Source organism: Chryseobacterium sp. CBTAP 102 (assembly GCF_003201365.1).
GTDB classification, from domain to species: domain Bacteria; phylum Bacteroidota; class Bacteroidia; order Flavobacteriales; family Weeksellaceae; genus Chryseobacterium; species Chryseobacterium candidae.
On sequence record NZ_QICX01000008.1, the window covers coordinates 131,328 to 148,168 of the forward strand.

The window sequence follows — 16,841 nt, forward strand, 5'->3', positions numbered from 1 at the left end:
CAAAGTATTTTACAACATTAAGAGATTGAAAAATTCAATTAGGTAAGAATTTGGATAGCTAATCTTTTAATTTTTAAAGCTTTAAATCTTTTAATTCAAACTTATGGATACAGAAAATATTAAAATACAGATAAAGACATTCTTCGGATTGGAGCAGATTCTGGCAGAAGAAATCAAGAAATTAGGCGGAAGAAATGTTGAAATTAAAAACAGAGCAGTAAATTGTGAAGGAGATCTTGGCTTTCTTTATAAAATCAACTATTCTGCGAGAACAGCATTGAAAATTCTGGTACCCATTCATGAATTCAAAGCTTTTAATCAACATCAGTTTTATGACAGATTATTTAAGTTTGAATGGGAAAACTTCATGGATGTTGACCAGTCTTTCTCTATTGATTCAACGGTGAATTCCGAAACATTCAAACATTCTCAGTTTGTGACTTTAAAAATGAAGGATGCTATTGTGGATTATTTTCAGGAAAAATTCAAAAGACGCCCGAATGTAGAAACGAGAAATCCGGATATCAAATTCCATCTTCATATTGACAGAGAATTGGTGATGATTTCTATGGATTCTTCAGGAGATCCTTTGTTTAAAAGAGGATACAGAAGAGAACAGGGCGAGGCTCCTATCAATGAAGTGCTGGCGAGCGGAATGCTTCAGCTGGCAGGCTGGGACGGAAAAGGAAATTTCCTTGATCCCATGTGCGGCTCCGGAACATTATTGATTGAAGCTGCAATGATTGCGATGGATCTTCCGGCTCAGATTTTCAGAAAAAGATTCGGATTCCAGAACTGGAATAACTATGATGCTGATCTGTTTGCAAAAATCAAAGAATTCAGAATTAACAGAGTGAGACAGTTTGATGGGAAAATTGTTGGATATGATATTGATGCAAGAATGCTGAATGCTGCAAGAATGAACGTAGAAGCAGCTGAAATGGAAGATGTTATCGAGATTAAAAAACAGAACTTCTTTGATTCTAAAAAAGAGCTTTTCCCATTGTTGATGGTGTTCAACCCTCCTTATGACGAGAGAATTTCCATTAATGATGATGATTTCTATAAGAAAATAGGAGATACCTTCAAAACGCATTACCCCAATACACTGGCCTGGCTGATCTCTTCCGATCTGGAAGCGGTGAAGAAAATAGGGCTACGTCCTTCAAGAAAGATCAAACTTTTCAACGGAAAGCTGGAAACAAGATTTTTACAGTATGAAATGTATGAAGGAACGAAGAAAGTACATAAATTGGAGGATAATAAATAGCAATAAAAATTGTTAGGGGATTTTTTTGATCTGTTAGACACTCTATTTAGTGTATCCGGGCTGTTTCAGAGTGGTTCGGAATCATCACGTTCAAAAGCTGACAGAAAGAGTCTGCATTATGACGAGAAACCTCAAAAGAAAGAATCTAAGAGATCAAAATACTTCACAGAGAAAGTAAGTGCTGTAGCTTTGGTATTGGCCGCATTTTCTTTTTTTATTGTTTTTAAAGATACTTTACCTGTACAAAATTATACACAAACCTTAATCATAGCTTCTTTAATAGGAACTGGTATTTCACTTATAGTATTTTTTATTTTGCACGTTTTGGAGCTTTATTATTTTAAAACCCTTTTTAAACTGATTCTTTTCAGCTGCTCAGTAATTGTTTTTTTTATTTCGGCAATATTATATATCTACTTTAGGTCGGGATTTTTTATATAATAGGACAAAATAGTATGAAGGAACGAAGAAAGTTTATAAATTGGAGGATCATAAATAATAACTTCTGATATTAGAAATATTCTGGAATTTTTTTGACATATTTGATGTAATTTTTGATCTACTGGATTTGTTTGGTTCTGGATCAAAATCGTCACGGTCATCACAGGCAAAACCTGAAAGAAAAGCATTAAATCATAATGTAATATCTCAAAAGAAAGAATCAAAAGATTTAGATACTTTAAAGAAAAAATAGCTTTAGGAGTAATTAAAATCATAAAACAAAATAGGTTGTACACACTGTACAACCTATTTTGTTTTATCGTGCTAAAGAAGGGGCAAAACCATACTGTTTTTTAAAGGCATGCGAAAAATGGGAAAGATCCTCAAAACCTACTTCCAGAAAAACGTCGGAAGGTTTTTTATTTTTTTCTGATAAATGATAATAAGCCAATTCAAGACGTCTTTGGGTAAGCCAGCGTTGTGGTGTTGTTTGAAAAATTTTTCTGAAATCACGGTTGAATGTAGATAAGCTCCTTCCCGTAAGATACCCGAATCGCTCCAATGGCATATTAAACATATAATTTTTTTCCATAAAATTGATCAGATCCACTTTTCCCGGCTCATCAAAATCTGCGAGTAAAGTATCGATATCCGGATCAATTTCCCTTAAAATACTGATGGCTTCTGTAATCTTTAAATGGGCTATATTTTCAGGAAGCGGACCTTCTATCTCAAAATAAGGAATGAGAGAAGCAAGAAAGCTCTTTAAAAGCGGGTGGCTGCTAAAACTGTGAATGGTGGATTCTCTCTGCCCGTTTTTCTTTTGCTCATCAACAGAACTGTAAAATTCTTTAAGCCGTTGTGTGGTAAGGTGCATCACTACTGCTTTATGAGGAAGTCCGTCTTTGGGATAATTGATAATCGTGGCAAGATGATTTCTAGGAATCAGAAAAATATCTCCTGCTTTGAACAGATAGGTTTTGTCTGCCTGAATAATTTTCGTTTCTCCTGATATGAACCATACCAGCATATGATATTCAAAAACCGTTTCCGTTTTGAACAGCTTATCGTCATAACTGGAAATTTTGATATCCGGTGTCAGGTAGTGTATCTGGAAGTCCATTGTCAAAAGTTTTCATTACAAATGTATTTAAAAAACGGTTATTGAGCATCAAACTGAAATCCCAGCATTTCTTCACTCAGTTTCCATAAGCATTCAGCATTATTTTTATCAACAGAGTAGGCTTGTACTCCTCGGATGGTTGCCGGTTCATCAAATCTATGCTCAATTTGTCCTTCGTCTATTTCAGCAATATCACAGTTTTCGCAATAAACTCCACCTATTTCATTCAGTTGAGGGCTTACAGCACACCAGATTGTTGTTGCAGCACCTTGTGGGATAGTTTTTAATCGTGCTTCCACCTCGGGTTTGATATTTCCATTTTCATCATGCGTTCCAAGCTGTTTAAAAAGTTCAACAGGTTCTTCTCTGCCCAGATCAGTTCCGTATACAGATCCTGGGTGAAGAGAATACGCTCTGATATTGAACTCTTTTCCTCTTTCATCAAGTTCTACGGCAAACAGATTGCAGGCTGTTTTGGATTGTCCGTATCCGGAAAGGGTATCGTAATCTCTTTTTTCGAAATTAGGATCTTCAAAATTAAAAGATGCCATCTGATGCCCGTAAGAGGAAACACTGATAACTCTTGCTCCATTTGCTTTTTTCAGAGCTGGCCATAATTTAGAGGTAAGGTGAAACTGCCCAAGGTAATTGGTTGCCAGCTGAGATTCAAAGCCTCTCTTGTCTCTTCGAAGCGGCACCCACATGATTCCTGCGTTATTAATGAGAAGATCCAGGCTTCTAGCTGATGATATAAACCTTTCTGCAAAAGCATCAATAGAGGCCGGATTCATAAGATCCATTTTTTCAAGTTCAAAATTTTCAATTCCTGTAAGGTTTTTTCCTGCTTTTTCAATATCTCTGGCGGGAATAATGACATGGGCTCCGGCTGAAGTAAGGACTTTTGTGGTTTCAAGACCAATTCCCGCATAGCCACCGGTAATAATGACTGTTTTTCCGGTAAGATTGATTCCTTGAATAACTTCCTGAGCTGTTGAATAAGCATTAAATCCAGATTGAATAGGTTGTTGTAATGTACTGATAGTAGGTTTCATTTTTTATTGGTTTAAATTTCTATAGCAAAATTAGGAGGGATTTTTTGTGTTCATTTTGTTTAAAATGTCAAATGACTTGGCTCAGAATATCATTTGTAATCTCCATGTAGTAAAGCGGATAAAATTCTCTATCGTTAATTTATCTGAATAAGCTGTTAAACTGTTTGTAGGTTGTCCTGCGAATAAGTAATTTTGAAAAATTTTTAATTTGAAGCCTACTATTTCCATTGTCGTTGCCATTTACAACCGAAAAGACGAACTTTTTGAGCTGCTGACTTCCCTTACTCAGCAAACAGATAAGGAGTTTGAGATGATTATCGTGGATGACGGTTCTTTAATCGATCTGAAACCTGTTATTAAAAATTTTGATGGAATCCTGGATATTAAATATTTCAGAAAAGATAACTCAGGACCGGGACTGACAAGAAATTATGGTGCAGCAAGAGCAACTAATGAATGGCTGGTATTTGTAGACAGTGATGTCATCGTTGAAAAAGATTATATCGAACATATTAAAAAAGATATCCTGGCCATTCCTTGCGACGCTTTTGGAGGAGCAGATAAAGCGCATAAAGGATTTAATCTGATGCAGAAGGCTATTTCATATTCTATGACTTCTGTTTTTACTACCGGAGGAATCAGAGGAAGTAAGAAAGCCGTTTCGAAATTTCAGCCCAGAAGTTTTAATATGGGCGTGAAAAAAACTGTTTTTGAAAAAGTAGGTGGATTTTCAGAAATGAGAATAGGAGAGGATCCGGATCTGTCCATGACCCTTTGGGAAAACGGTTTTACCACAGCTTTTTTTGATGATATTGCCGTATATCATAAACGTAGGGTTGATTTTGGAAAGTTCTCCAAGCAGGTCAACCAATTTGGCTGTGCAAGACCAATTCTTAATCAGAGACATCCGAATTATGTAAAAATTTCCTTTGCATTTCCTACTTTATTTTTGCTGGGATATGTGATGGGCTTTCTGGAGTATTTTATGATGGGAAGAGGGATAATTCTTGCTTTTTATGGATTATATACTTTTTTAGTGCTGTTTCATGCTTTGTTGCTGACTAAAAATATCAGCATTGCCGGTATGGCGGTTATTTCTACTTATATTCAGATGTTTTCTTACGGATATGGTTTCCTGAAATCCTGGATCCTGCTGAATGTTTTCAGAATGAAGCCTGAAGATGCTTTTCCGCATCATTATTATAAGAAATAAAGAAAATGAATAAGCTTGAGTAATAGTATTATTTTGTGGATCTGTTAGTTAAAAGGAAAATAAGGTCATGATTATTAACGCAAGATTTATTTTTCTTTTTAAAAGGAATATTTTTTTCTTGAGAAAAATAAAGTTTGTAGAGTTCATATAGACTTTTGAGCAGAATTTTGTGTTTCCTATTTATGGTTGCCAAAATAATAAATGAAATTTCATCATGATACAGGTTAATCGTATCTGAGTTATTATTAAAGTAATTGATGAAAAAAATTATATGGTTAATTAATGAATCTGATGTCTTTCTAATATCTATAAAATTAAGGCAATAACTGTATTTCAATAATATCCTGCTACAATTATGTATTTGCTCTTTTGTTAATTTTTTATTTGATATACATAAATCAAGATAACAATCAAGTTTATTTATAATTAGTTTGATGCATTCTGCATGTATGAATTTTCGGTAAAATTCTTCATTTGGATTTTTGTCTCTTAATCTGATTATTAAATAGTTGGTTAAATCTAGAAGAATGTCAATATTAAAATCCTTAACTGAAAGTTCTTGCATAGTTACTTTATAAACATGATCGTCAAAATCTTCTAAATAGAGATCAGTATTAATATTTATATATTTACTAACATTAAGGAAAGATAAAGTCCACCCATAGCTAATAATGTTATTAAAATTTTGATTTATAGAATTTGATAACTCATCTGTTGCTTCATTTAATAATTTCTGGGCACATAATTGATTTGCTTCTTTTTCAGAGAAAAAAAGCTTAAGAATATTGCAATACGAATCATTAATAAAAGCTAAATCCATTATAGTATAAATACTTCTTCATCTATTTCAAGTACTTTTTCAGTAGTAATATTTAAAATGGAGATCTGTATGGGATGATGTAAATTGAATTTCCCTTTATTTAGACCAAAAAGCTTAAAATCTAACATTTTACTAAATATTTCTGTAAATAAAGCATCAACCTTATACACTTTTTTAAAACAAATTGTGGTATAATTTTCCAGCTCAATAGCGGTATATATCTTTAGTAATAAATAATCAGGAATTATTAAATCAGAAGCAAAGTCAAGTGCTTTTTCCATTTGAAATGATGGTTCTGTATAAACAACGTTGATATTAAAGTACTTTTTAATATAATTTATTACTATCTTGTTATTTGTACTTCGTATTAATAAATTGAATTTCTTTAAATCAATACGAAAAGTATCCAATTCTTTTTTTCTTTGCTTTATTAATTCTACAATAGGATAACTGCAGTTTGCTTCCTGAATACTTTCAAGATTTTCGTCATACCATGGAGGATAATAAGTATAATCCCTCTTATAAAAGAAGTCTTTCCTATCAGTATGATCTCCAGAATAATGGATAATAGAATTTTTTTTCCAGTACTTTATATCATCTGTAGGAAAAGAAAAATCTATTTCCGGATGAATTTTTACAACCATATTAAAATACCATAAATTCCATAGAATAGCCCACATATCTGCATACCACGGTTTAATATCCTTTGTTTTATGGTTGGGATCAAATAATTTTTTTTGTTTTTCATGAATAATAAAATTATCCAATAATAAGAACAAACTTTCAGCGTCAGTATAAACTTTTTTCCAAAATTTTAAATTAATATTTTTTAAAAGATACTGTGCTCCTCCGGCATCCGTATCATTATCAGAGATTAATCGGAAGTCTATACCCACTATTGCTGCCATCTTTTTTAAAATACTTTTGTTGGAGTTGTCAATTATATATGAACTGTCTAAATAAGAACGAGTATCTGAAACATAATTAATGTTATCGCTAAGTTGCATGATACTTGGAATTCTACTTAGAATAATATCCGAATCATGATAGAATATTTCTTTATTTTTTAACCATGGATATTTTTGCCAATGTTTAGTCAAGAGATGAGGTCTTATGGAAGAAATATATTGAGGGCATTTACGAGTGTCAGGATATGTAAAGAATGAGGCATAATCTTTATTGTTTTCAATAAATTCAATAAATTCTTTTTTTAATCCAATTATATTATGATATCCAACGATGATATGGATCTGATCTTTACTTATTCCTAAAGAATGAAAATTTCTTATTTGTATTTCAAGCTGCCAAATGAAATAGCGATCATCAGGTTGGGCAGATATAAAAATAGGCATTGTGATAAAAAGAATGTTTATTTGTTCAATAATTCATCAATTATAGATTCAAGGTTATCATCATAATCAAATCTGTGTGTAATTTTTAAATCTTTGTTGATCAGTATTTTAGTAGGAAGGGATTGGATTAAGTATTTTTCACCAATATTTTTGTCATCAATTATTTGCGGCCATATTCCAATCTTATCTTTGATGATTGCTTTTTTCCAGGCTGCTTTTTTTCCCTCATCATCTGCTATGCCAATAATGATAAAGCCCTTGTCTTTGTACTTATTATATATTTCAATAAGTTTAGGATTACCTTTTCTACAGGGGATGCACCAGCTTGCCCAGAAATCCAGCAGAATATATTTCCCCTTATAATTCATTAACGAGACATTTTCGTTATTATAACCCGTTGCTTGAAAATCTATAGCTTCCTTTCCGGGGAAATTCAATTTTAATTTTTCAATATAGTTTTTAAGTTGTATTCCATATTCATTTTTTTTAGATGATGTACTAAGCGTTTTATAGTACGAACTGAGTTCAGAATATTCAAATTCCGAATAGTTCTCTGAAAGTAAATATAAGAGTGGATATGAATTCGGATGACGAGAAAGATGTTTCTTTAAAATGGTAAAGTATTGATCTTTTTTTTCAAGCTCTGAGTTGATAGAGTCGAGTCTGACTTCCAGCAGTTCATCGGTTTTACCGTTGATTTTGTAATAGGCTGCATTTAAAGAATCAGCTATATTTTGTAATTTGATTAAATCTCTGTAAAATTCTTTAGAATTTGCATATTCTTTATTAAATGAATCATATTCTTCTTGTGAAATTCCACCTGTTATTTTGGCAGTTTGAAAATTTGTGCTATTGATCGTTATTTTTATTTCAGAGCCGGGATCTATAAACAATCTTTGCGTAATGCTTTTATTGTTTAGATTACGAGTCCTTTCTTTTTTTAATACAGTTATAAAACCATGCTTGCTTTCTGTTATTTTTCCTGTAAATCGAAATTTTCCATCTTTTATTTTTGTACTATCCCATTTTCTTTCTCTTTTCTCTTTTCCTAACCTCAGATAGCTTAAATAAATATACTGATTATCCTGACCATTAATTTTTCCGCTAATAGTAAATGTATTTTTATTCGTTTGTGAAGAATAAAAATTATTTAATAATAGGATTAATAATATATGATATTTCATAAATTATAATTATTTTTAATGAATATTTTTTTTAAAAAAACATTGTTATTGTTGAAAATTTCTAATATGGAATGCATTTTCTTGAAGAAGGAATATTACAAATATTAAGAGGCTGACCTTTTGGACAGCCTCTTAATTTCAGTATTTTATACGCATACTGAATACTCAGAGCTTTCACAAACCAATCCTGAACAGCATTTTTTACTGGTTGCATTATGGTTGCAACTTGCTCCTTTTTTTAAACAGCTACCACCGCTGGAATAATCAATTCCTCCTAGAATGTTTTTTAATTGCTCTTTGCTTAAAAATTCATTTACGTTAAGATCTAAATCTTTTAAACTAATTTTTTTCATAATGAAATTGTTTTTAATGTTGATGATCTTTGTAGCCAGATCACCTTAGGCTATATTAATTGTATTTATTTCTAGCTATTCTTTTAATATAAGATCTGTTCTTAGAATATATTTAGTGCCATTTATTACTTTTTGTCCAGCATGGAGCAGTTTATGCGGAAACATTACAAGTTTACCAACTTCAGGAAGGACTTGAAAGGTTTTAAATGATGTTTCCCCCCCCTTAAACTCATCATTCAGATAAATGAGAATAGAGTAAAAGCTCATTTCACTGTTTGAAATTGTACATCTAGAATCAAAGTGTTCCTTAAATTCATCGTCTTCTAAATATTTATATATTCTAATTTCACTATTTACAGAAGAAGGTGTAAAATTACCGGATTTTAACAAACTTATTTCTTTAGGTAATCTTTCCCAAATAATTACTGCTATATCATTATTGTCAATAACAAGTCTTTTTAATTCTCTGTCAACAAAATTATTTTTTTCAGGATTTATTTTATTTAGCACTTCTTGAGAATCAACTCTTGAAATTGGAAAATTTACTTTTTCAGAAAAATTAATCAGATAATTACATTCATCAATATCTAAGAAACTTTTTATTTCCCATACATCAAATTCCTGGTTTACTAAATCTAATTTCATAATAAACGTTGTTGCAAAATTAATTGGCAAAAATGTCTTCTAAATCATTTATTGAATAAACATCTTCATTCAATTCGTATCCATTTATGTATATTGTTGGAGTTGCCTTAATATCTACTTTGTCACACCATTCACTCATTGCTGATAGCTTGTGCCCTTGTTCGTTAATTTCTTTGTTTGTTAGAGGATATTTTTGTGAAAATATGTTATAATCTTTATTGATTTCTTTTGAAACATACCAGTCATTTAATACATTATGCATGTCTGTTATTTTTTTTTCTGCTAATGCCATAAAATGTTTTACTGGTTTAGCTTTAATGTCATGTTCATAATCACTAGCTGTAAAAATAATTCGAAGTTTTACATCATTATTTTGATTAAGAATATTTTCTAGAATAGGATGTGCGTTAGCACATGGTGAACAGTATGGATTACACACTTTTATTATTTCATTTTTTGCGTTAGGATTTCCCAAAACGATACCTATATCTCCAAAATATTGTATTTTTTTTTGTTGTGATAGAATGCTATAAAAAACATTAGTATTTGCTTTTAAGCGCTTCCAGCGTAATCTATATTTATCAGTTAATTTGTAATTTTTAATTATCGGGAAAAAAGTGATTGAAATTAATGATAAAACACTATAGATTAGTAAAATTTTTATAATTATTTGAAAATCAGTGTTTTTTAGTAATTCTAGATGAGTGTAGTAAAATTGGAACGCAAGAGTTACTTGCATGAAAAGTATAATTTGTATAACTAAGCAGAGCAAACACCATTGTTTGATAATTTTAAATTGATAGTATAAGGAATAGAATATGTAAAATGAGGCAAGAATCGAAAAGAAACTTAAAATATTTATTACTGAAAAGTTAGACAACCCAAATAAAAGCAATGTAAAGAGCCCGGATGCGAAATAGCACAAGCCAAGTACAGACCATTCCAAGCCATAAAAAGTTGCTCCTTGAGATTTTAATACAGCACCACAATTAACACTTTGGATGCCTGAACAGACTTTCCTTAAAAAAGGATTTTGACTGTCAATTTCATATGAAATAATTAAAAAAGAAATAGCAAAACCAACAATAGAGAGGCTAAGAAAAAAATAACCATAGACTGATATTAAATCAGTATAATTTAAAATAATAATGTTGGTTATGGCTAAAAATAAAAAAGCAATTAAAGGTAAAGCTTTTATAGCCCTTTTATTATTTTCATATTGCTTTTTTTGATTAAAATCTTTTTCACCACTAAAATCTTTTTTTTCAAATAAAATAATCTTATTGCTAGTCCATTTTTCAAATATTTCTTTTTTTTCTTCTTTCCATTTTAAATTAACAGGATCATAATATATAACTAAATTACATGATATTTTATTTATTATAGTAATATATTCTTGATCCCATCCCTTTTTTTGGATTGGAATTAGAAACGGAGTTTGAAAATCTTCTAAATGATTATTTCCCATTTTTATTGCTGCAGAACTTACACCAAAAGTATTTAATGTATCGGTAATGGTAAGCAGACTGGGAAAGTATGTATGGTTATTTATTTTGTCCTTTAAAGAAGTATTTGTAACTTTTATTTCTAATATATTAAATAGAAGCTTACATATTGTAAACAGATTATCTTCATGTTGTGTAAGTTTTCTAAGAAATCTCATTTGAATTTTATATTGATCCAAAATTATTTTTAATAAAAACTAATTACAAGTTTTGTTTTTAAATATTTGTTATTTTCTACTAATTGTGATTTATTTTTGATTTTTGTAGGTTATTTTTAATTGATTTTATTTTAATACTTGATAATATTGTATATACTAAATTTGATTAAAGATTCCCAAGAATAATGCTAAAAAGCGCATGTGTAAATCTCTCAAGTGTTTTACCTTTGTTTTATATCAGACTAATAAGGCATTGAAACAGGCTAGCCACGCATCCATTCGTTTAATGACAAACTTCTTTTGTGGAATTCTATATCAAAAAAAACTTCTCTTTCTGATATATTATCATTCATTTTGTTAAAATTTATGTTCTATTGATACTTTTGTATCCTTTTTTATTTGCTCCAAACGATAGATAAGAACAAAGTTCTTTTTTTATTATATCTTTGCTTAACAAACTTTTTTTGAAAGAATTATACAACTTTTTCAGTTGATATTCATTCTTTCTTTTTACTTGAACAAGTTCACATTCCGATATATGAAAGATTTGTATATTCAACACAAAATTGTTATATTAATTCCTTTTAGAAATGCAAATAAATATATTGTTGAGTGCATTAACTCTATAATTATACAGCAATATTCTCCTTACGAAGTTTATTTATTGGATGATGCTTCTGATGATATGTTGGATGAACAAATAAAGAAACTTGTAGAAACTACATCTAATTTTCACTATTCAAGAAATAATAATAGAATTGGTGCACTAGCTAATATATATCAGGGATTAACTAAAATATCTATTAATGAGAATGATATTGTTGCAATTGTAGATGGTGATGATCAATTGTTTGGAGAACATTCGTTATCAATCATCAACTTCACATATAATAACTCTTCAGCCTATCTTACTTATGGACAGTTTATCGATTCATATGGTAATACCAGTAATATATCACCATACACAAAAGATGAATTCAAAAAACTAAGATTAGCTCCATGGAAAGCAACACATCTTAAGACATTCAAATATAGTCTGTTTAAAAGACTTTTAGGTATAGATCCTGCTGTGAGTATTCTTAAAATAGATGACACCAATTTTTACCCTTCTACTTATGATATGGCTATCATGTTTCCATTAATGGAAATTGCTGGATTTGAAAAATGTATTTGTATATCCAATGTGCTATATTGTTATCGGCTTCATTCACAAAATGATCATGCAACATCAGAAGGAAGGAAGCTGCAGATAGAATCAGAAGAACATATTCGTTCAAGGTGTCCTATTAAGGCATGAAAAGTGATTTTTTACGAAAGTGGTAATAAAAAGCCTTTAATTGGTTTTATAATACTTCTTTTATTTTCCTGTGTTGAAGTTTTAGCATTTTGAGGAAGTATTTTTCCTAATAAAGCACTTGCTGAATTATCTTTTTTTATGTGTTGATATGCCATATCACAAAAAATAAAGACCGTTGAATTAAGAACGGTCTTTATAATAATAAATTTAAATGGTAGAAATGTTTTCATGGTGGTTAAGAACTCCTACTTTCAGCATACACTCCTTCATTTTTTGGTAAGTTCTTTTGATATCATGGTCAAGACCAATGGAGAATCTGATCAGTCCGTCAGAAATGCCTATGGAAGCTCTTTCTTCTTCGGGGATCTCAGATGAGGTAGATTTTCCAGAGCATGAGAATAGGGTTTTATAAAACCCTAAGCTTACGGCAAGATAGCCCAGGTTTTCGGCCTGCATCAGTTCCATCAGTTCGTTTGCTTTTTCTGTTGTTCCGGCATCCAGAGTCAGTAGTCCTCCATATCCGTATTCTTCATGAATCATGCTTTTCATTAATTCATGGTTTTTATGGGAAGATAAACCCGGATAAGAGATCTTTAGTCCGTCTTTTTCGAATCTTTCAGCCAGATACATGGCATTGTGACTATGTTGTTTGATTCTGATATGCAAGGTTCTCAGGTTTTTCAAGATACTTGAAGACCGTAAACTGTCCATGGTTGGGCCAAGAAGCATACACGCACCGGAATTTACATTTTTGGTGTCATCAATAAATGACTGAGCTGCACAATATACTCCTCCTACCGTATCACTGCTTCCGTTGATGAACTTTGTCAAACTGTGAATCACCACATCAGCCCCGAATAATGTCGGAGAGATAGAAAGAGGCGAGAAGGTATTGTCTACAATCAGTTTCAGGTTGTGTTTTTTACAGATTTCGGAAAGCTTTCTAAGATCTGCCACTTCAAGAAGCGGGTTGCTCACACTTTCGCAGTATATAACTTTAGTAGTGGGCGTGATTGCTTTTTCTATCGACTCAAAATTGTTGATGTCAACAAAAGTGGTAGCTACATTGAATTGAGGGAAGAAATTTTTAAGAAAAGCATAAGTTCCTCCGTAAATGGTGCGGCTTGAAATAATATGGTCTCCACTTTTGCACACCTGCATCAAAACAGAAGTGATCGCTCCCATTCCGGATGCTGTAACGTTGGCGGATTCTGTGTTTTCCATCTTGGCAAGAGCCTGCGCCAGATAAAGATTCATTGGTGATGAATGTCTGGAATACAGATAGCATCCTTCTGCATTTCCTTCGAAAGTATCAAACATGGTCTTTGCAGAAAGGAACGTATAGGTAGAGCTATCTGAGATAGAAGGATTCACTCCTCCGAATTCACCAAAATACTGAAGATCCTGGATCTCGTTGGCTGCGTTAAAGTTTTCCATAAAAATTGTTTTTATTTTATCGCTCCAATTTGCGTTAATTTCCTAATAATTACAATATAAATTTGAATTTATAGAATATAAAACTGTAAAATTTTGTTTATTTAGAAAAAATATTTAGTATCTTCGATATTGTTAAACTTTTACCAAAAAAATATCTATGGAACTTGACGAAACTGATAAGAAACTTTTGTCTTTTTTACAGGAAGACTGTAAACAAACCACCAAAGAACTGTCCGGCAAGCTTGCTTTATCTGTTACAGCAATTTATGAGCGTGTAAAGAAGCTTGAAAATTCAGGAGTTATTTCAAAATATGTGGCTTTACTGGATAAGAGTAAAGTTAAGAAAAATTTTATCGTTTTGTGTCATGTGAAACTAAGCCAGCATAAGAAAGAATTTGTTCTTCAGTTTGAAAAAGAAGTGATGGATCTTCAGGAAGTGACAGAGTGTTTTCATGTAAGCGGAGATTATGATTATATCCTTAAAATAGGGGTGAAAGATATCGAAGATTACCGCAGCTTTATGCTGACGAAACTTACGACGCTTCAGCACATTGCAAGTACACACAGCTCTTTTATGATTTCTGAAGTGAAAAATACGACAGCGATTGTACTATAGATTATTGATCAATTTCCAATCAGTTATCAATTTCTTTTGGTCATTTTGTCGATAAAATAATGAAGTCTTTTAATCTCAGTTCTGCCTTTATTTTTATCATTCAAAAAACAGGTTGTTACGATGACCATTTTTAGGTCAGGAATGATGCAGATAAGTTGTCCGCCATATCCGGTGGCTACGAAAGCCTGATGTCCGTTTGTTTTTCTTCGCCACCAGTAATAGCCGTATCCGTTGGCATCCGGCATTACATCCCAGGAATCCAGTTTTACATGTTCTGAAGTAGATTCCTGAATCCATTTTGAAGAGACGATCTGTTTGCCGCCCAATTTTCCGTTATTGAGAATCATCAAACCAAATTTCAGCATGTCTTCAGGTTTCATAAACATTTCCGAACCGCCAATATTCCTGTTCATAGAATCCGTGTCCCATCTTGGGGTATTTATCTTTAGTGGTTTAAAAAGATTGTCAGCCGCAAATTTTTTCAGGCTTTTCTTTACAATCTTTGCCAAAGAAGCTCCGAAAAGGTGGGTTTCACCACTGTTATAGTTGAATACAGTTCCCGGATATTCTTCAAAAGGAAGATCCAGGACAAATTTGACAGGATCACCGGAAAAAGACATGGCTGTTGAAATTTTTGAATTTTCAATCCAGTCAAAACCACCCTGCATGGTCAGAAGATTTTTTAGCGTTAATGTATTTCTGATAGAGTCATGAGCTGCCTTTCCTTCAATATTGGAAATGTTTTTGAAACTGCTTCTTGAGACATTATATTCCGGAAGAATTTTTAAAACCGGAGTATTGAGGTTGGGAAGGATGTTTTTATCCTGTGCAATGCCTGCCAGAACAGAGACGATACTTTTGGTTACAGATTTTATACTGAAGATCGTTTCTTTGTTGGCTCCATGGAAATACTGCTCATAAATTACCTTATTGTTTTGTGAAACAATGAAAGAGCCTATGGAAGGAATACTGTCGTTAATTTCTTGGGTGAATTGGTCTGTAAAGTCTTTAGGTAATTCTTTGTTGAAGGCAGCCTGTGACTTCAGTTTAGAGCAGAACAGGATAAGACATAGCATTGTCATAGCCTGCAGGAATTGCTTGGATCTCATTGTTTACAAAAGGAAGGATAAAATTATTAGTTGATGAAAAAAGTAAAAGCTAAATCAATTCGGATGAATCAATATAGCTTATGCTTTCAATGCTTCTAAATTATGAAAAACAATGAACTTTAAAACATATTTTACTTAATATTTCTGGTTTTTATCGAAATTCTTAAATTCTTTTTTTATAGAATGAACTCAGAAATTATACTAAGACTCCGTTTTTGGAAGCAATAGGATCAGGCAGATCTGTTTCTCCACTCATCTGAAGGAGGTCTATTTCAATCGTTCTGCAGATTGAAAGCATCGGAACATCAAACATTAATCCTGCAAAAGGATTTTCAGAATAATCTCCTACCAGCTCCATAATAATGTAAATCCATCCGATGATGATGCAAAACGGAATAGAGGTCCAGATTCCCCAATCGCCAAGTTTTGCAAATTCATTGACCAATCCAAGCGGAAGAAGCATAATGAACAGAATGTTGAAAACAAAGGCTGTGCTGGCAAACTGTCTTGGAGAAGGGAATTTCTTGATTCTTTCTGCCTGTCCCTGGAAATTATAGAATTCGTTCAAAGCGTTTTGAAGCTGAGTCTGGTTGAATTCTGTAATGGCATTCATGTTTTTCAGTTCATTGATATCTTTGGCCTGCTGGGCAATCAGATATGTAGCAAAGTTTTTATAATCATTTTTTAGCTCATATTCTTCTTCTGAAAGATATTTGTGCAGGAAAATTGGCGCTCTCCCATAATCAGGAAAACCAGCTTTAATCAATCTGTTTCTTCGCAGGTTGATATTCCCGAATTTATTATTTTCTGTACTGATATGTTCCCATTCTGTGGGAATCAGAAGCTGTTCACGGAAAGTATATAACCATGCAATATGACGATAAACGATTCTTCTTTTACGGTCTTCAAGATCAAAAACACCAATTTCTTCATTTTTTGTATCAAAAGCATACACCATAGAAGCAAATGAGCGGCTGGAATTAACAATTCCTCCCCAGATTTTTCTGGCTTCCCAAAGTCTGTCATAGGCCTGGTTGTTTTTGAAACCCACAAGGAATGCTTCTGCTGTACCAATCAGAGCTACAGGAACCCATGGAATTGTCATCCACTGCCAATTGAAAAAATAGAATAAGACAGCTATCAGAGTACACCAGATAGAAATCAGTATAAGATGAAAACCTGATAAATTGAGAACCTGTTTGTAATTGACGTATTTGGTTGTAATCATAAAGATAGATGTGTTTTGCGTGTATAGACAAAATAAGT

General features: G+C 32.1%; 15 protein-coding genes. 4 read left to right on the forward strand and 11 right to left on the reverse strand.

What is annotated here, in order from left to right; all coding sequences use genetic code 11:
* Positions 1–103: 103 nt before the first annotated feature.
* Entirely contained in the window at positions 104–1,270 is a 1,167-nt protein-coding gene (locus C8D70_RS12955; RefSeq protein WP_076595697.1) for a class I SAM-dependent RNA methyltransferase, read from the forward strand.
* A gap of 757 nt (positions 1,271–2,027) precedes the next feature.
* Here the strand turns inward: C8D70_RS12955 and C8D70_RS12970 are convergent.
* Both C8D70_RS12970 and C8D70_RS12975 read right to left on the reverse strand, forming a co-directional pair.
* On the reverse strand, positions 2,028–2,834 hold the full coding sequence (locus C8D70_RS12970) for a helix-turn-helix domain-containing protein (protein WP_110367584.1): 807 nt from the start codon (positions 2,832–2,834) through the stop codon (positions 2,028–2,030).
* 38 nt (positions 2,835–2,872) lie between these two features.
* Positions 2,873–3,886, reverse strand: coding sequence for an SDR family NAD(P)-dependent oxidoreductase (locus C8D70_RS12975; RefSeq protein ID WP_110367585.1), 1,014 nt, complete (start codon positions 3,884–3,886; stop codon positions 2,873–2,875).
* 208 nt (positions 3,887–4,094) lie between these two features.
* Between C8D70_RS12975 and C8D70_RS12980 the strand changes: the two genes are divergently transcribed.
* Positions 4,095–5,099 carry a glycosyltransferase gene (locus C8D70_RS12980; protein WP_110367586.1) on the forward strand — a complete coding sequence of 335 codons (1,005 nt, stop codon included), beginning with the start codon at positions 4,095–4,097 and terminating at the stop codon, positions 5,097–5,099.
* A 28-nt stretch (positions 5,100–5,127) separates the two neighbouring features.
* Here the strand turns inward: C8D70_RS12980 and C8D70_RS12985 are convergent, their stop codons facing one another.
* The 6 genes from C8D70_RS12985 to C8D70_RS13010 all read right to left on the reverse strand — a co-directional run bounded on the left by C8D70_RS12985 (position 5,128) and on the right by C8D70_RS13010 (position 11,116).
* The gene (locus tag C8D70_RS12985) at positions 5,128–5,919 is read right to left on the reverse strand and encodes a hypothetical protein (protein ID WP_076595694.1); all 792 of its coding nucleotides are present in this window, start codon (positions 5,917–5,919) and stop codon (positions 5,128–5,130) included.
* Positions 5,919–7,271, reverse strand: a complete 1,353-nt coding sequence (locus C8D70_RS12990; protein WP_076595693.1) for a hypothetical protein — start codon at positions 7,269–7,271, stop codon at positions 5,919–5,921. Before C8D70_RS12990 ends, C8D70_RS12985 begins: the two co-directional genes overlap by 1 nt.
* Before the next feature lie 17 nt (positions 7,272–7,288).
* The gene (locus tag C8D70_RS12995; protein ID WP_076595692.1) at positions 7,289–8,455 is read right to left on the reverse strand and encodes a TlpA disulfide reductase family protein; all 1,167 of its coding nucleotides are present in this window, start codon (positions 8,453–8,455) and stop codon (positions 7,289–7,291) included.
* Between the two features lie 146 nt (positions 8,456–8,601).
* Complete coding sequence (locus tag C8D70_RS13000; protein ID WP_076595691.1) at positions 8,602–8,808, reverse strand: hypothetical protein; 207 nt, start codon at positions 8,806–8,808, stop codon at positions 8,602–8,604.
* A gap of 75 nt (positions 8,809–8,883) precedes the next feature.
* Positions 8,884–9,453: a 2OG-Fe(II) oxygenase gene (locus C8D70_RS13005; protein WP_076595690.1), complete on the reverse strand. Its 570-nt coding sequence runs from the start codon at positions 9,451–9,453 to the stop codon at positions 8,884–8,886.
* Positions 9,454–9,472: 19 nt separating this feature from the next.
* The gene (locus C8D70_RS13010) at positions 9,473–11,116 is read right to left on the reverse strand and encodes a vitamin K epoxide reductase family protein (protein WP_110367587.1); all 1,644 of its coding nucleotides are present in this window, start codon (positions 11,114–11,116) and stop codon (positions 9,473–9,475) included.
* Between the two features lie 538 nt (positions 11,117–11,654).
* Here C8D70_RS13010 and C8D70_RS13020 point away from each other — a divergent pair.
* A complete protein-coding gene (locus tag C8D70_RS13020; RefSeq protein WP_076595688.1) occupies positions 11,655–12,413 on the forward strand; it encodes a glycosyltransferase family 2 protein in 759 nt (252 codons plus the stop codon).
* Between the two features lie 207 nt (positions 12,414–12,620).
* On the opposite strand, the gene C8D70_RS13030 is transcribed toward C8D70_RS13020, so the two are convergent.
* Complete coding sequence (locus C8D70_RS13030; protein ID WP_110367589.1) at positions 12,621–13,850, reverse strand: aminotransferase class I/II-fold pyridoxal phosphate-dependent enzyme; 1,230 nt, start codon at positions 13,848–13,850, stop codon at positions 12,621–12,623.
* Positions 13,851–14,007: 157 nt separating this feature from the next.
* Between C8D70_RS13030 and C8D70_RS13035 the strand changes: the two genes are divergently transcribed.
* Complete coding sequence (locus C8D70_RS13035) at positions 14,008–14,466, forward strand: Lrp/AsnC family transcriptional regulator (RefSeq protein ID WP_110367590.1); 459 nt, start codon at positions 14,008–14,010, stop codon at positions 14,464–14,466.
* A gap of 26 nt (positions 14,467–14,492) precedes the next feature.
* Here the strand turns inward: C8D70_RS13035 and C8D70_RS13040 are convergent, their stop codons facing one another.
* Both C8D70_RS13040 and C8D70_RS13045 read right to left on the reverse strand, forming a co-directional pair.
* Positions 14,493–15,575 (reverse strand): serine hydrolase domain-containing protein, encoded by a 1,083-nt coding sequence (locus C8D70_RS13040; protein ID WP_110367591.1) that lies wholly within the window; start codon positions 15,573–15,575, stop codon positions 14,493–14,495.
* Between the two features lie 196 nt (positions 15,576–15,771).
* Positions 15,772–16,803: a bestrophin family protein gene (locus C8D70_RS13045; RefSeq protein ID WP_110367592.1), complete on the reverse strand. Its 1,032-nt coding sequence runs from the start codon at positions 16,801–16,803 to the stop codon at positions 15,772–15,774.
* Positions 16,804–16,841: the final 38 nt, after the last annotated feature.

Coding starts and splice junctions, on each gene's coding strand:
- C8D70_RS13040 (WP_110367591.1), bottom strand. CDS start 15,575: ATGAGATCCAAGCAATTCCTGCAGGCTATGACAATGCTATGTCTTATC.
- C8D70_RS13000 (WP_076595691.1), bottom strand. CDS start 8,808: ATGAAAAAAATTAGTTTAAAAGATTTAGATCTTAACGTAAATGAATTT.
- C8D70_RS12985 (WP_076595694.1), bottom strand. CDS start 5,919: ATGGATTTAGCTTTTATTAATGATTCGTATTGCAATATTCTTAAGCTT.
- C8D70_RS13020 (WP_076595688.1), top strand. CDS start 11,655: ATGAAAGATTTGTATATTCAACACAAAATTGTTATATTAATTCCTTTT.
- C8D70_RS13045 (WP_110367592.1), bottom strand. CDS start 16,803: ATGATTACAACCAAATACGTCAATTACAAACAGGTTCTCAATTTATCA.
- C8D70_RS13035 (WP_110367590.1), top strand. CDS start 14,008: ATGGAACTTGACGAAACTGATAAGAAACTTTTGTCTTTTTTACAGGAA.
- C8D70_RS13005 (WP_076595690.1), bottom strand. CDS start 9,453: ATGAAATTAGATTTAGTAAACCAGGAATTTGATGTATGGGAAATAAAA.
- C8D70_RS12975 (WP_110367585.1), bottom strand. CDS start 3,886: ATGAAACCTACTATCAGTACATTACAACAACCTATTCAATCTGGATTT.
- C8D70_RS13030 (WP_110367589.1), bottom strand. CDS start 13,850: ATGGAAAACTTTAACGCAGCCAACGAGATCCAGGATCTTCAGTATTTT.
- C8D70_RS12970 (WP_110367584.1), bottom strand. CDS start 2,834: ATGGACTTCCAGATACACTACCTGACACCGGATATCAAAATTTCCAGT.
- C8D70_RS12990 (WP_076595693.1), bottom strand. CDS start 7,271: ATGCCTATTTTTATATCTGCCCAACCTGATGATCGCTATTTCATTTGG.
- C8D70_RS12955 (WP_076595697.1), top strand. CDS start 104: ATGGATACAGAAAATATTAAAATACAGATAAAGACATTCTTCGGATTG.
- C8D70_RS13010 (WP_110367587.1), bottom strand. CDS start 11,116: ATGAGATTTCTTAGAAAACTTACACAACATGAAGATAATCTGTTTACA.
- C8D70_RS12995 (WP_076595692.1), bottom strand. CDS start 8,455: ATGAAATATCATATATTATTAATCCTATTATTAAATAATTTTTATTCT.